The 14,801-nt window shown below is 66.3% G+C and carries 7 protein-coding genes; 1 reads left to right on the top strand and 6 read right to left on the bottom strand.

Annotated elements, in window-relative coordinates; translation table 11 throughout:
• Positions 1-417: 417 nt before the first annotated feature.
• The 4 genes from ACYOEI_RS02155 to ACYOEI_RS02170 form a co-directional block, all read right to left on the bottom strand.
• Entirely contained in the window at positions 418-5,415 is a 4,998-nt protein-coding gene (locus tag ACYOEI_RS02155) for a DUF3320 domain-containing protein (RefSeq protein WP_462847616.1), read from the bottom strand.
• A 201-nt stretch (positions 5,416-5,616) separates the two neighbouring features.
• A complete protein-coding gene (locus ACYOEI_RS02160) occupies positions 5,617-7,356 on the bottom strand; it encodes a GTPase (protein WP_462847617.1) in 1,740 nt (579 codons plus the stop codon).
• A complete protein-coding gene (locus tag ACYOEI_RS02165; RefSeq protein ID WP_462847618.1) occupies positions 7,353-9,248 on the bottom strand; it encodes a hypothetical protein in 1,896 nt (631 codons plus the stop codon). The genes ACYOEI_RS02160 and ACYOEI_RS02165 overlap by 4 nt, the downstream gene beginning before the upstream one ends.
• A gap of 29 nt (positions 9,249-9,277) precedes the next feature.
• The gene (locus ACYOEI_RS02170; RefSeq protein WP_462847619.1) at positions 9,278-10,981 is read right to left on the bottom strand and encodes a M2 family metallopeptidase; all 1,704 of its coding nucleotides are present in this window, start codon (positions 10,979-10,981) and stop codon (positions 9,278-9,280) included.
• 412 nt (positions 10,982-11,393) lie between these two features.
• Here ACYOEI_RS02170 and ACYOEI_RS02175 point away from each other — a divergent pair, with 412 nt between their 5' ends.
• The gene (locus ACYOEI_RS02175) at positions 11,394-12,164 is read left to right on the top strand and encodes an HAD-IIA family hydrolase (protein ID WP_462847620.1); all 771 of its coding nucleotides are present in this window, start codon (positions 11,394-11,396) and stop codon (positions 12,162-12,164) included.
• Positions 12,165-12,414: 250 nt separating this feature from the next.
• Here the strand turns inward: ACYOEI_RS02175 and ACYOEI_RS02180 are convergent, their stop codons facing one another.
• Both ACYOEI_RS02180 and ACYOEI_RS02185 read right to left on the bottom strand, forming a co-directional pair.
• Positions 12,415-13,689, bottom strand: coding sequence for an MFS transporter (locus ACYOEI_RS02180; protein ID WP_462847621.1), 1,275 nt, complete (start codon positions 13,687-13,689; stop codon positions 12,415-12,417).
• Positions 13,690-13,709: 20 nt separating this feature from the next.
• The gene (locus tag ACYOEI_RS02185; RefSeq protein ID WP_462847622.1) at positions 13,710-14,771 is read right to left on the bottom strand and encodes a metallophosphoesterase family protein; all 1,062 of its coding nucleotides are present in this window, start codon (positions 14,769-14,771) and stop codon (positions 13,710-13,712) included.
• Positions 14,772-14,801 lie beyond the last annotated feature (30 nt).

The raw sequence follows: 14,801 nt of genomic DNA on the forward strand, positions 1-14,801 counted from the left end.
AATAACATATCTTCTCTATCCAAAGACATTTTGCAGAAAACGGACTGGTAACCGATGAGGAATTCGCAAGCTTCCTGAGGACGTCCGCCAAAACCACGAAGCGATGATAGCCGCTTGAGTTCTGAGGAAGACGCGAAAAGGGTCTGGCCGAGCTCTGGGACGCTTGATTGGGCCAACCGGGCCCAAAGTCAGTCGCGACGTAAACGACTCTGCCTCAGGCCGCTTGAGGTCATCGAGCGGGGAGATCAATCGGCTACGGACCATGATCATCGAATTGGGGTCGGGTATCGCAAGCCGATAATCGTGGCAAGCGAACGGAAGAGACAGGCGACTGGCCAGGACGCAGCCTCAACCCAGAGATTTGGAGCTTCGGGCGGCGGTCGACATCGCTCTGCGGAAAGACCCGGACGACATCATTCAACCCGTTGGCTGCTTGTCAGGCATGGGCGGACTCCCGGCGTGAGTATCATCCTGGCCCTGATCGGCATGGTCCGATTCCGATGACGACGAGGGCAGTTCCTCAGGGGTTTCCACGGGAACCGGCGGGGCAAGCACAAGCTGGTCACCGCGTCGGGCCAGTCGCCCGGAGTCGATCATCGACGTGACGGCGAGTTCGAAGCGCTCGCGGATCTCATCGGACGTCCTCGGGAATCCGAGCAATCGGCTGGCAGGGGCAGGGATGTCGCCCGACTCGATCCCGAAGGAGTCGCCAACCACTTTCTCGACGGCCTGCTCGATCTCTTCGGGGGCAATCAGCTCGATCTTGCGCGAGGCCGCCGGCAGATCGCTGCGGTCCCGCACGGGGGGTTTGCTCATCTCCGGTAGCCAGCAATATTCGCCCTGAAGGCGGATCAAGCCGCGACCCGCTGCATCCTCACAGGCAGATTCCAAGGTGGTTTGGAACTTCTGGCTCAGACGTTTTACCCCCAAAGCCTCGGCAACCCTCCTCACAACCTCCTGCATGTGGACCGGGCTTTCCACCTTGACGACTTTGACCACCAAGGACGCCAGGCGCTTCGAGGTGACCGTCTCGACGTCGACGCCCTCGAGATCGTTACCGAGGACCGCAAGGCGGTAAGCCAGGACGGACGCCCGATCGCTTTCGCCCCCTACGCCCCCATCTCGCGAAAACGGGAGCGTATCGACTTCCGGCGAAACGTCTAGACTTCCTGTTTCGTTCTTGGTTTCGGTCAGGGCGGGAGATGTGGAGGGAGGGGCCGGTACCGCGGAGGTGGTCGCTTTCCGGATCGCGTCTTCGATCACCGAGATCGTCCGCTTGCGTTCGCCGTCAGGGTTCCGGACCCAGTCGGTGCTCCAGATCCGGCAGAGCGTCCAGCCCAGCGATTCGAGGACCTGGGGACGGAGTCGGTCGCGATCGCGGGCGGATCGTGCCTCCTGGTAATTGGCCCCGTCGCATTCGATGCCGAGGAGATACCGATCGGGTTGGGCCGGGTCGATGACCGCCAGGTCGACCGACGATCCCGACGAGCCGAGTTGGGAGCGGACGGAGTAGCCCGAGGTGACGAGCGTGTCCTTCACAAACTGCTCGAATGGAGCCTCGGCATCCGAGAAGGCCTCCGAATCGAGGGGATTCGACGACGTCCCCTGTTCGGCGTATGCGAGGAACGCCTTCAAAGCACGGACGCCCCGCGACTGGGTCTTGCCGAGGTCGATCTCGCTCGAGGTCAGATTCGTGAACACCTCGCAACGGACGCGGGCCCTCGTGATGAGGACGTTCAACCGTCGTTCACCCCCCTCGCCGTTGAGCGGGCCGAAGCTCATGGCGAGGTCGCCCTCGGCCGTGCGACCGTAGCCGATGCTGATGTAGATGACGTCGCGCTCGTCGCCCTGGACGTTTTCGAGGTTCTTGACGAAGAACGGGTCGGGAGCCCCAGGCGCGAAGAATTCTTCGCAGGACGGGTCGTCGCGCCGGAGTCGTTCGACCCGGTCGCGGATCGCTTCGGCCTGGGCGATGCTGAAGGCGGCGACCCCCAGGCTCAGGCGTTGATCCGGCGGTCGGCCGAGTTGGGCCTTCGCGTGCTCGAAGGCCGCGGCCGCGACCGCCTCGGCCTCGGCGGCGTTGGTCCGAGTCTTGCCGCGGTCGTAGGCCGTCTCCGGGAGGTGGCGGACGACCAGACCAGCTCCTTTTCGCCCGGCGTCGGGGCTCGGGAAGACGACGAGGCGGTCGTCGTAGAACTCGCGGTTCGAGACGGCGATCAGCGACTCGTGGCGGCTCCGATAGTGCCAGCGCAAGAGACGTTGGGGGGCCCCTTGCGAGGTGAATAGCCCGAGGACGCTCTCGACGTCGGCCAGGACCTCATCCTCGTCTTCTTCGGTCGAGTTGAGCCGGTCGAAGAAGTCGGTCGGCGGCAACTGGCGGCTGTCGCCGACCACGACCACCTGCTTGCCTCGCGCGATCGCCCCGAGCGCATCGACGGGCCTCACCTGGCTCGCCTCGTCGAAGATGACCAGGTCGAACGAGAGTTGGCCGGGTGCAAGATACGCGGCCACGGACATCGGGCTCATGAGGAAGACGGGCTTGATCGCCTTCACCGCGTTCCCCGCCCGGTTCAGGACCTGCCGGACGGGGAGGTGGCGGGTCTTCTTCTCGAACTCGCGTTTCAGGGTCGCAAGCTGGCCGCCGCCGGAGTGCCGCGGAAGTCGCTGCCAGTGCTCGAACGCGAGCCTGGCCTGGTTGTGCCGCAGCGAGAGCCGATCGAGATCGCGGAACGATCGGATGACATGTTCATGCCCCCTCCCGTCGAACCCCGCGAGCGCCTCGCGCTCGCGGAACGACCGGGCGAGCAGGACTTCGAGACGGTGGCGGCGGAAGAGGGTGACGAGGTGCCGGGCGGCCCCCGGCCACCCTTCGGCAGCGGCCACGACGCCGTCGAGGGCATCTCCTCGGCAACGCTCCGCAAGGTGGTTGAACGAGATCAAAGGGGGAAGGTCGCTGATCTTCTCGGCCCAGAGTCGGAAGAGGATCTCTTGATCGGCAAACGGGCGATCCTCGAGCGTCCCTTCGCCGCCGAACCTAGTGGGGGCGTCGAAATTGAGGAACTCGACGACCCGACGAAGCACAGCCTGGTGCTCATCGAGGGCTGACTTCACCGCGTCGGCCAGGGGGAGGGCCTTGTCGACCTTCGGGTCGTTCGCCAGGAACTCGAGGATCCCGGCGGGGAGCCGGTTGGCCCGGATATCGAGGTGGATCTGGGTGATCCCCTTGGCGAGGCTCGCGAGGGAGGCCCAGTTCGACCGCTCACCATTCCAGCGCGAGGAGAAGAGGTCGGCTCCCAGGTTCTGCCGGAGCCGGACGACCTCGCGTTGCGCCTTCGCGGCGCCGATGGAGTCGATGAGCCCGAGCCGGTCTTCGAGCTTCGACGGAAGCTCGGACTGGCAGAGGGACGCGAGCCGTCGCCGAGCCCGAAGATAGCTCGGGGACACGAACCTCCACCACTGCCGCCCGTGGGCATTCAGGTCGCGGCGGGTCTCGGCGAGATCCGCGTCCCAGGCCTCCGCGACCACGACTTTGTCGAGTTTCTCATGGGCCTCGGCGAGCGCGGTGCCGGCCTCGAGCAACTCCTGGACGTCACCTCGGCGAGCCAGCCACTCGCTCCGCGAGACCTCGACCCCATGCTGCTGCGCGACCTTGACGACCCGACGCGCCGCCTTGGCGAGCGCGTCGGCAGTGGCCCTCGAGGCCGGGGCCTCGAGCCCGAGGAATCGCGCGAGTCCTTCGGCCGAGGCCCGCAGCGCCGACGTCGAGCGGAGCGCCGCGGCGACCGAATCGCGCAGGCGGTCGATCTCGGTCGGAAGCAAGACCGACCGGCGCGTCCCCCAGAACGGGTGCTGGCGGGGGACTCCCACGACAGCCAACCGTGACTGGAGCTCCTCGACCAGGGCCTCGCGCCGTTTGAGGTCGTACTGAGACCACCCTGATGGATCCGGGAGCGTCAGCGGGGGGACGTCCTCCAGCCGGTGTTCCTGGAGCTTCAGCAGTTCGCCGAAGGCCTGGTAGGGGCTGACGTCGCTCTCGCCGATCGGTGCCTTGATTGCCCGGCAGTAGGCGTTGAGCCGTTCGCGAGTCTCGGCGAGGATCCGGAAGTCGTCCTCGATGCGACCGAGCTTGGGACGGCCCAGTTCCAGGGTCCGCCGGAGTTCGTCGAGGAAGACTCGCTTGTGCGTCTTCTGGCTATGCAGCTCGAGGCAGGCGTCGCCGAGGCCGACGCGATCGAGCCGTTGCTTCACCACCTCGAGCGCGGCCATCTTCTCCGCGACGAAGAGCACCGACTGGTTCCGCCCGATGGCTTCGGCGATCAGGTTCGCGATCGTCTGCGACTTGCCGGTGCCGGGCGGCCCTTGGACGACGAGGTTGCGCCCTTGGGCGACGTCGAGGATCGCGAGGGTCTGGGTGCAGTCGGCGTCGACGACCAGGTGGCTCTCGGCCGGCGGCATGATCGGGTCGAGGTCCGCATCCTCATCGACGGCCGGGGCGGGCTCTCGAAAACCGTCCTGGAGCAAGGCACGGAGGATCGGGTGTCGGCTCGGCTTCGATTCCTCGGGCCAGGTGGCGTCCTCGAGGTCGCGATACATCAGGAACTTGCCGAACGCGAAGAACCCGAGGACGGCCGCACCGCGATCCACCGACCAGTCCGGCCGATCCTCGATCGCCACTTCGAGGGCGGTGAAGAACGCGTCGAGGTCGAGTTCCTCGGTCTCGGGGCAATCCGGGAGCGTGATCCCGAAATCGATGCGGGCCTTGGCGATCAAGGACAGGTTGGCGTCGACCTCATCGTCGGTATAGCGAAGACGAAATCGGTCGCGGGCATTCGAGCGTTCGATCGTCGCGGGGACGAGCAGCAGGGGAGCCCGGAGTCGTCGGGTCGGATTGTCGGGTTCCGACCAGACGAGCATCCCGAGGGCGAGGAACAGGGTGTTCGCACCTCGCTCCTCGAAGGAAGTCCGGGCCGCGTAGTAGGTCGCCAGGAGGCGAGCCTGAAGCTGATCGGCGGGGAGTGCGACGTCGAGGGAGAGGTCGCCCTGGCTCGAGGTCTTGCGGGTCTCCTGGGCCTCTCCCGCGGGGGCTGAGACTTCGATGGGAGCCGGGACCGAGGCCGCCTCAGTTCCAATCTCCGGGGCCGAGTCCGACCCGATGTTTGGGACCGACTCAGGTTCCAGGGCCGGGGCAGTCTCAGGGGCAGGGGGCTGTCCCCCGGTCGGCTTCACCGACCGGAACGACATCCGTTTCCGTTCTTTCACCAGGATGCGGAAGAGCTGGGCGGGCGACTCGCCGACGAACTCCAGGCTTCGCGCCCGGGGCACGTAGTTCAGCAGCGGGTTCCGAAGGCTGAGGTCGAGCAAGCCTCTCCGCTCGGCCTCGAGCCGAGCGGCGACGGTGTTCTCGGCGGTCGACATGATGGTCAGCACACCTCTCGGGGCCCCGAAGCTCGAGACAGGGTTTCCGCAAGTTCCCTGCGACGTTCGACGGTGAAGATCACCGGCGGTCGGTCGCCAGGGTCATCAAAGGGCGGCTCGGCCGGGATCAGGATCCGGGCACGCTCCCGAAGGACTTCGTCCTGAGCCTCGGCTTCTCAACACCATCCGACCGCCGCCGACTCAACGGCTCCCATCCGAATTCGCCAAAACGAGAGGGTCGCGGTCCTCGGCGACCAGGTTTTCCAGGATCTTCAACGGTTCGTGGAAGTCGGTCAGGTCGGCCTGGAGCTCGGCCCGATAGCTCGCGAACCAGCCGCCGAGCCTCTGTCGGACGACGTGCTGGACGGCCCTCGCCCCGATCGCCGGGCCGATCCGCTGGCTCCCGCCGGGGAGGAGGACGTTGACGACCCCCTGGAGCGCGATGAAGAAGAGCAAGGTCATCGCGAGCAGGTGCCAGAGCATGGGCAAGCCTGAATAGTTGCCGATGAAGACGTCGCGCGTCATCACGACGAGCCCAATGATCACGAGGCCCGAGGGGACGAGGCTGCCGAGAGTGCTGGCGACCTTGACGATGCCCTGACCCTCGTCGGCGACCCGGGCGCTGGAGAGGTCGAAGTTGACCTCGATCTCGGCCGCGATCTCCTTGACGAGGTCCGAGGCGTCGACCTGCGAGCTGATCTGCCGCCAACGATCGATCGGCAACCCTCGGCTGTAGAGCCGATCCTGGAACGCGTGCGCCTCGACATGGAGCAGGTCGTCCGCGGCCAAGATCCCCCCTCGGGAGAGGATCCGCTCGATCAGGCCGGTGCGGTCGTTCGTCGGGCGACCGACGGTGCGCCGGATGAGGTTCGTCAGGCCGAAGCTGAGGAAGTCGCCGGCGGCGAGCCAGATGCGGAACGGTCCCCAGAAGCGTTCGTGCCGTCGGAGCTTGAGGAGCGGCGCGAGCTCCGACTCGATCGCGGAGAGCTGGTCGGAGAGGGCCTCGGTCAACCGGTCCGCGGCGGCCTCGGCTCTAGAGCCTGTGTCTCGGGCCAGGGCGAGGAACTGGCCGAGGGCCCCTTCCGGGGCGACCCGGTCGACCTCGCCGCGGAGGTGGGCGATGACGGTCCTGCGCTGGCCTCGGAGGAGCCGGGCGATCTCGCTCGCCTGGAGCTCTCGCTCGATGAAGGCGCGGAGGGCCTCCATGTCGTCGACGAGGGCCGAGGAACCCGGCAATCTCCCGTCGTGCTCGGGGACGTGCGCCCGGGCGCAGACCCGGAAGATCCGGATTTCCCCGAGCCCGACCCCCTTGAAGTGCTCGCGGAGGTCTTCCGTGATCTGTTCGAGCTCGTCGGGCGACCCGATCCGGTCGGACTTGTTCAGGACGGCCGCACAGGCGCTGAACTCGGTCTCCTGACGCAGGACCGACCAGGTGCGTTCCTCGAGGTAACGCTCGGGGCTGAAGACGTAGAAGACCAGGCCCGCGCGTTGGAGGAGGGCCTTGGTCGTCGCGCGGTGGCGGACGACGAAGCTGTCGAGGTCGGGGGCGTCGACGAGCATCTTGTGGCGGAGCTCGGGCCGATCGTGAGCGACGAAGCTCGCCTCGGTCGCAAGCTCTTCGGTGAGGCTCCCCAGCGAGTCCTCACGGTGATGGTAGACCTGGATGTGGCGGGTGGTCGGACGGATCTCGCTCGCTTCGGCGATCACCTTCCCGGCGAGGGCGTTGATCAGCGTGCTCTTGCCGGCACCGGTGCCCCCGGCGAGGGCGACCGTCAGGACGGGCTCGGAAGGGCCGAGCCACTGGCCCCGCACGCGCTCGAGGGCGACGTCGAGGAGTGCCTGGTCATCCGCCGAGAGCGTGAAGGCCCGGGGCTCCTTGACCCTGGCCGAGAGGCGGTCGAGGGCCGCGGCGATCTCGCGCTTCGTCCGGTCGTCGGTCATCCCACGCCCCCTTCGGCCACCCGGGTCGCCTCGGCCCGGACCACGGCGAAATCCTCGCGCGAGCCGGCGAGGTCCCGGCCGCTGACAGCCCCGCGGAAGAGCTCGCGCACCGGCTGCTCGAGGCCCGTCGCGACGAGCGTTCGGACGGCCCTGAATTGACGCTCGACCAGGTCGACCCGCTGGCCTTCGAGGTAACGTCCGAGGCCCCACTCCAGCAGGTTGTGCCAGAGGCCGGCCACAACCGGGCCGACGACCGCGTCGGACCAACTCAGGCCGACGGTCTTCAACGCCAGGACCACCGAGGTCGCCCCGGCGAACAAGTTCGCCCCCCGCAGGGCGTTGAGGCGCGTCGGGCTCTCACGGAGCTTTTCAAAGATCCGCTCGGCGTGGAGCCGGATCTCCTGCTCGATTTCCACGCGGTAGACGGCGAGGTCGCGATCGAACCGAGAGAAAAGCCCTTCGCGAAATCGGGGCGTCTCGATCTCCCGGGCAACCTCGGCCCAGGAGGAATTCGGAGAGGCGGCGGCTCGGGCCTGGGCCTCCGCCTTCAAGGCTCCGATCCAGGACCCCAGCGCCTTGCGAAGCACCTCGTCTTCGGGGGCCTCCTTCGGACGTTCGGCGGTCGTGCCGAGCACCTTACCCACCCAATTCCCCAGCCAACGCATCGGGACCCGTACGATTCGCCCGACGACGACCACCACCGGCCCGACTCCGGGGACCTGGAGGAGGTCGACGACCTTTTCCAGGGTCTTGTTGAACTCCTCGTAGCGGACCCCCTCGAGATACTCCGTGCGATACGGCACGAGGATCCGTTCTTCGGCGAGCCGTTCGACGGTCTTCGCCCAGCCGTCGGCCACCCCAGCCTCGGCGGCGAGGGGGCGGAGGATCGTTTCGAAGTGGCGATCGAGGAAATCGACCGAGCCCCGCAAGGCCTTCCGCTTCAGCTCCTTCCCCCGGACGACCTCGCGGCCGACCGCCGCGCGGAACGTGCCGGCTTCGGAAGTGCCGAGGAGTCGACCCAGCCGGTCGGCCGGCGAGGTCCCGCGGACTTCAGGCAGGCGGAAGAGCGCCGAGGCCCGGTTGTTCCCCGCCTTCTCGAGCGTCCGGGCGATGTCGTCGAGCAGCGTGGGGCTCTCCGGCAGCTTGTTCGCCACCACGCGAAGTTCCACCCCCGCGTCGCTGACCATCCGCAAGAGCCCGTTGCCCCGGTCGTCGGCATAGGATTCGTCGGTGACCATCATCAGGACGAGGTCGGCGAGGGCTAAGAGGTCGATCACGGTCCCCATGTACGTCCCGGCTTCCTCGGTCGAGAAGTCGGGACCGTCCCAGACGACCGCCTCCGTCGAGACCGGCGAGCAAAATGGTGGGGACGGGAGTCGTTCGGGGTCGAGGAGGGCGAGCGCGGGGCGGTAGCCGTCACGCCTCAACTCGTCGTCGGACTGCCGAGGAGGGTGCTCGTCGCGATACCGGCGGTATCCGGCGAATCTCGAGCCCGACTCGTCGAGCCAGGCATCTCCGAGCGAGGCGACGCGGTAGCCTTCCGGGTGCTGGCTGAAGCGTGCGCGAATGCCCATCCCCGCGGCATCCCGGCCCAGGAGCACGTTCAACGCGGTCGACTTGCCGGTATTCGTCCCCCCGAGGAGGGCGACATGAACGGGGTCCGAGGCGATCCAACCCGGAGAAAGCGCGGGGCGCACCCGCATCCGGAGCTGGGCCAGCGCGTAGGCCGCGAGCGGGGCGTGGATCGCGTCGTCGGTCGTGGGCCGATCCTTGACGTCGAGGGCGAGCGCCCGCTCCAGGATCCGCACCAGCCTGTCGCACGCCGCAATCGGATCGGTCCCGCTCATCTCATCCTGGTCCACCTGGTCCTTCCCTGAACGTCCGGTCGCCAAGCCAATCCCCTCGGTCACGCTCCTTGGGCTCACTTCCCCCGGAAATCCTCCGCGAACGCTTTCGGATTCAGCGATGCCCCCGTCGCGTGCCGGGTCAGGTCGTCCCAGCTCAGCCGCCGGCCCATCTCGAAGACCCGCTCCTTCATGAACCGGCCGACCGCTTTCTTCCCGACGTAGCTCGCCTCCGACGGGTCCACGCCCCCGAGGACCTCGCGGGAGATCGCGTGGTGGACCTGCGCGGCGAAGAGCTCGCCCATCATGTAGTTATGATAATAGGCGGGGGCACTGACGACGTGGATCTTGCTCGCGTAGTCGGGGGCGTTCCGCCCCTCCGGCCGCTTGAGCCCCTGGTATTTTTCGACGAGGTTCCACCAGAGGGCGTTGAGGTCCTGTTCGGGGTTCTCGTAGAGCGCCTTCTCGAACCGGAGCATGACCTGGCACCACCTCGAGAAGATCAGCAGCTTGTTGCGCCTCATGAGGGTCCCGGCATCGTCGAACCCCCGGGGATCGGCAAGCTTGACCCCCATGTTCTGGAGCCAGTCCGCATCCTTCGAGAACCGCTCGAAGAGCATCGCCACGCCTTCAGTCGTCAGGATGTGGGCCTCGGTACGCAGGACGTACGGGATGCTCGCGGGGATGTTCTTGCTGCTGTAAACCGCATGCCCGAGCTCGTGGAGCATCGTGCCCATCCAGTACTCGTTGGGCACGATGTTGGCGAGGACGCGGACGTCCCCTTCGCGGTCGATGTCGGTGCAAAACGCGTGCGGGCTCTTTCCGGCCTTCTCGTAGAGGTCGCTCCGCTTCAAGACGTCGTCGATCGGCAGCCCGATCCCGTCATAGAACCGTCGCGAGAGCTCGAGCAGGTCGGCGTTCTTGTAGGCGACGTCGAGATCCGTCTTGAAGACGGCGGGGGTCTCCTGGAAGAACGGGTCGTGGTAGTGCCAGGGTCGGAGCTCATCGACCGTGATCCCGTAACTGTCAGCAAGCCCGGAGTCGATGGCGGCCTTCGCTTCGAGGAACGGCGTGCGGGTCAGCTCGTCGAGTTCGTCGAACAGGGCAAGGACCTTGTCCTGCGACTGCTCGTTGAGCGAGAGCATCATCGCGTGGAAGTCCTTGAACCCCAAGGCGTGCGCCGCCTCGTTGCGGAGGAGGATCAGCGCCTTGAGGTCGGCCTCGAGGAGCGGACCGACCCCCTTGCTCGCCTCCCAGACCGCGCGTCGGCGAGCCGAGTCTTTTGACTCTTTGAGGACTCGGCGGACCTCGCTGTCGGTCATCGCCTGGCCGTCGACCTGCGCCCGGTACGCGTTGAACGCCTTATCAACCGCGTTCGCCTTGGCCGTGATCTTGCGAAGGAGTTGCGGGTCGACCTGCTTCTCGAGGTACAGAAGGTAGAGAACGTCGACCTGACGGGACAGCAAGGGGTCGGCGACCTTCGCGGCCTTGATTGCCTTGAGCTCGGCGAATCGCGCGGAGTCCGACAGGGCGGCGTCGAGGAGGTTCTGGGAGTCTTCCTTCTTCTGGAAGTCTTCGTCCTTGCCGGTGACGTTGGCGTTCCACCACGCCAGCGCCGACTCTTTTTCGAGCGGCCGGAGCTTGGCCACGTGCGACTCGATGAACTGCCGGGCCCGTGCGTCGGCATCCCGGGCGTTCGCGGTGTCGGGCATCGTCGTCACGGCGAAGGCTCCCAGGAGCAGGGCCACGGCTCGGACTCGGGCGACGTAACGTGTTGCCATCCTAAGACGTTCCCTGGGCACTCGTGGTCGGTTCCCAAACCCGCGTCGTCCGGTGGCGTCAGGTCCTTCGGCGCGACCGAGGCCGACTCATCCTCGTCAGTTCGCCCGTCTCCGCCCCTTCGGAACTCGAGGGACATACGGGCGTCACGATCGTCCGCGGAGAGGAGTTGTCGGCCGGACCTCCGGTCGAGGTTGGTCATCATGACACGGGAGGGTTCCCGATGCCAAGACCGCTTGAACGGTCGATTCTTGACATAAGGTCCCGGGACAAGCGGATCCGCGACGCAGAATGCCGGGTCGATGCTATCCCCGGACGATGTTAGAATCGGCCGAGCCGGGTCGAGTTCCTCGACTGGGCCGCTCGACGTCAGCCCAATCCCCTCAATCGTCCTTTGCGGAGGCCTTCCGAGTCATGCCGTCGAGTTACATCGTGGACATGGACGGCGTGATCTATCACGGCAACCGGCTGATCCCCGGCGCCCTCGATTTCCTCGGCCGGCTCCAGGCCGGGAAGCATCCGTTCCTATTCCTGACGAACAACAGCCAGTGGACCCCGCGCGACCTCCGCCACAAGCTCGACCAGATGGGGATCGGAGTCGAGGAATCCGCGTTCCACACCTCGGCGCTCGCGACGGCGGACTTCCTCCGCCTCCAGAAGCCCGGCGGCACGGCGTACGTGATCGGAGGGGCGGGGTTGACCCACGCGCTTTATAGCGTCGGATTCACCCTGACCGAGCACAACCCCGACTACGTCGTCGTCGGCGACACCCGGAGCTACGACTTCGAGAAGATCGAGCGGGCCATCCGCCTGATCCTCGGCGGGGCCCGGTTCGTCGCCACCAATCTCGATCTGACCGGCCCCTCGGAGCAGGGGATCCAGCCCGCCTGCGGGGCCCTCGTCGCCCCGATCGAGCTCGCGACCGGGCGAAAGCCTTACTTCATCGGCAAGCCCAACCCCCTGATGATGCGCACCGCACTCCGGAAGCTCGGGGCGCACTCGTCCGAGTCGTTCATGGTCGGCGACCGCATGGACACCGACATCCTCGCCGGAACCGAGGCCGGGATGCGGACGATCCTCGTCCTCTCGGGCGTCAGCACCCCCGAGACGATCGAAGGCTTCCCGTATCGTCCCACGCACGTCTTCGAAGATGTCGGCCACATCCCGGTCGATAGCCTGTCTTGATCGGCCCGAGGACAAACAAATACCAACAACAAAACACAATAGCATCAAATACAAACAACAACATTAAATACAAATATTTCCCCCCGATAGGCGGGGCACTCCTGCCCCTCGGCCTTCGCCGCGGCTTCGGCAGCGAGAGCGGGGCAGGAGTGCCCCGCCTACCGGGGGGAAGTCCGAGCGGTTGTTCGCGTAAGATGTCGACAAAAGCAGCCACGTCACATCCCAGATCAAGGCATGACGGAGCATCCGCTCACCACGCGGCCTGAGAACTGGGTCCCTTGGGCGGACCTTCCGAGAACTTGCCCCCTCCGTTGGTCTCAGGCAGGGTCTCGGGCATCGCGAAGCCGAAGAAGAGCAAGGCCACACCAGCGATCGCGGCGAGCGTGACGAAGCCGACGTCGAAGCCCGCGGCGCCGACGAGGAAGCCGGTCATCAGGTTGCTCGACGACGCCCCGAGGCCGACCGCGGTCGCCTTGGCGCCCAGCACCAGGTTGAATCGCCCGGTCCCGCGCGTCAGGTCGGCGATGATGAGGGTTCCGACGACCCCCTCGATCCCTGCGCCGATCCCGTCGAGCAACTGCACGGCGACGAGGTACGACGGGTTCGTGCCGAGCGTGTACAGGAGCCCTCGGATCGGCAGGACGGCGAACCCGATCAGCATGACGGGCTTCCGTCCCCAACTCTGAGCGTACCGGCTCGAGAGGATCGAAACGGGGATCATCACGAGTTGGGCCGCGATGATGCACTTCGACATATCGAAAGAAACTCCGCTGGTCTTGCCGTGCGTGAGCTTCTGGCCGACGAGCGGGAGCATCGCCGCGTTCGCGAAGTGGAAGAGCGTGACGGCGAGGACGAAGATTGCGATCCGACGGTCGCTGAACACGGCCCCGATATCGGCGACCGGTGCCTGGACCTCGTCGTCGGGGAGGGCCCCTCGCGCGAGAGCATAGTCGATGTCGCGGCCTCGAATCAGCAAGGTCGAGATCATCGTGGCAACCGCCATGCCCGCGACGAGGTAGAAGATCCCGTCGAACGAGATGTAGTCGCCGATCAGGCCCGCGAGCAGCGCGGCGAGGACGTTCCCCGAGTGGTTGAACGCCTCATTCCGCCCCATCCGCCTCGCGAATTGTTGGTGCCCGACCAGGCCCAGGCTGATCGCGGCGACGGCCGGAGGAAAGATCGCGGCCGCCACCCCGATCGTCGCTTGCGAGGCGAGGATGACTGTAAACGTCGGCCAAACCGCCATCGCGATGGCCCCGAGCGCGACCGCGAGGGCGGCGAGGACTACGATCCCCCGCTTCGATCGGATCCGGTCGAGGAGCGCCCCGGCGGGCGTCTGGGCGATGACGGTCGCGAACGTCATCGTCCCGAGCACGATCCCGATCCGCCCGGGATCCCAGTGCCTCGACCCCAGGACGATCGCCAGGTAAGGCCCCAACCCGTCGCGAACGTCGGCCATGAACATATTCATGGCGTCGAGCGCGGCCAAACTTCGGGTGTTCGCGCGAGCAGCGTCCGGCTTCATCTCCGTCATTTCTCCGTTCGTCAGCAGTAGGAGGTTCGGTCCACGCGTGGGTGGGCGGCCGGGACGGCCGTGTATCGGCCGGTGGGATCGACGACGAAATCGATCCGGTGCTCTCCCTCGGCACCGTTGGCGTCGACGGCGTGGGCCTCGATGGAATGCCTCCCCTTCTCGAGACGGTCGCCCGGCAACAGTCCGGTCCAAAGTCCGTGCTCACCCCGGTGGAGGTCTTGCCAGTCTCCGTCGTCGAGACGGGCGGACACCGAGGCGATCTCCACCCGAGACCAGACCTTGACCTCCAACCGATCCGGGCCGCTCACGATGTGGCGAGGGCCGGTCGCCATGATCCCCTCGCGAGGATGGGTCACCAGGACCAGAGGCCCGCGATCCTCGACCGAGCGAAAGGTCGCCGCCAGATCCTCACCCCAGGCCCAGACGACCAGGTATCCCGGAGGGCCTCCTTCCGGATCGCCGATGGAGCGCGTCGCGATCGTGACGTTGCGTCCGTCGTTCGCGACTTGCAAGTAGTGCGTGTGCCCGCAAAAGATCGCCGAGACCCGGCGAGTCTGGACGACCTCTCGCCATTCCGCCAGACCGGGACCGTCAAAGTTCTCCCAGATCTGAAACGGATAGTTGTGTTGAAACACGATGATCCGTTCGCCGACCGCCGCGGCTCGATCCACTTGCTCGCGAAACCAGGCGACCTGCGTCGGGGAGATCCCGAGCGGACGAAACTCCTGGGTGTCGAGGCGAAGGAACCGGAATCCTCGGACCACGAAGCCCCCGGTCGGCTCGCCGACGAATTCGCGGAATGTGGACAGACCACGATCGCGATCGACGTCGTGATCGCCGACGAGAACCTCGTGGTGGACGCCCAGGGATGTCCGGAGGCGGTTGAAGAGCAGGAACTCGGCGTCCTTCGCATTCTGGACGTTGTCGCCGATGAACTGGACGAAGTCCGGTCGGACCAGATCATTCACCTCGTCGACGACCCATTCCGCCACGCGATGGTTCTCGAGCCCGGGTCCCGTCAGGTGCAAATCGCCGGGGATCACGAAGGTGACCGGGCCGTCGGGGGAATCCATTAAAATCTCCTACTTGGTCGAGTTCGAGGA

The organism is Singulisphaera rosea, assembly GCF_054877945.1.

Bases quoted from the DNA above. Each gene is read 5' to 3' on its own strand.
- ACYOEI_RS02155 (WP_462847616.1), bottom strand. From the start codon at position 5,415: ATGTCGACCGCCGAGAACACCGTCGCCGCTCGGCTCGAGGCCGAGCGG.
- ACYOEI_RS02160 (WP_462847617.1), bottom strand. From the start codon at position 7,356: ATGACCGACGACCGGACGAAGCGCGAGATCGCCGCGGCCCTCGACCGC.
- ACYOEI_RS02170 (WP_462847619.1), bottom strand. From the start codon at position 10,981: ATGGCAACACGTTACGTCGCCCGAGTCCGAGCCGTGGCCCTGCTCCTG.
- ACYOEI_RS02175 (WP_462847620.1), top strand. From the start codon at position 11,394: ATGCCGTCGAGTTACATCGTGGACATGGACGGCGTGATCTATCACGGC.
- ACYOEI_RS02180 (WP_462847621.1), bottom strand. From the start codon at position 13,689: ATGAAGCCGGACGCTGCTCGCGCGAACACCCGAAGTTTGGCCGCGCTC.
- ACYOEI_RS02185 (WP_462847622.1), bottom strand. From the start codon at position 14,771: ATGGATTCCCCCGACGGCCCGGTCACCTTCGTGATCCCCGGCGATTTG.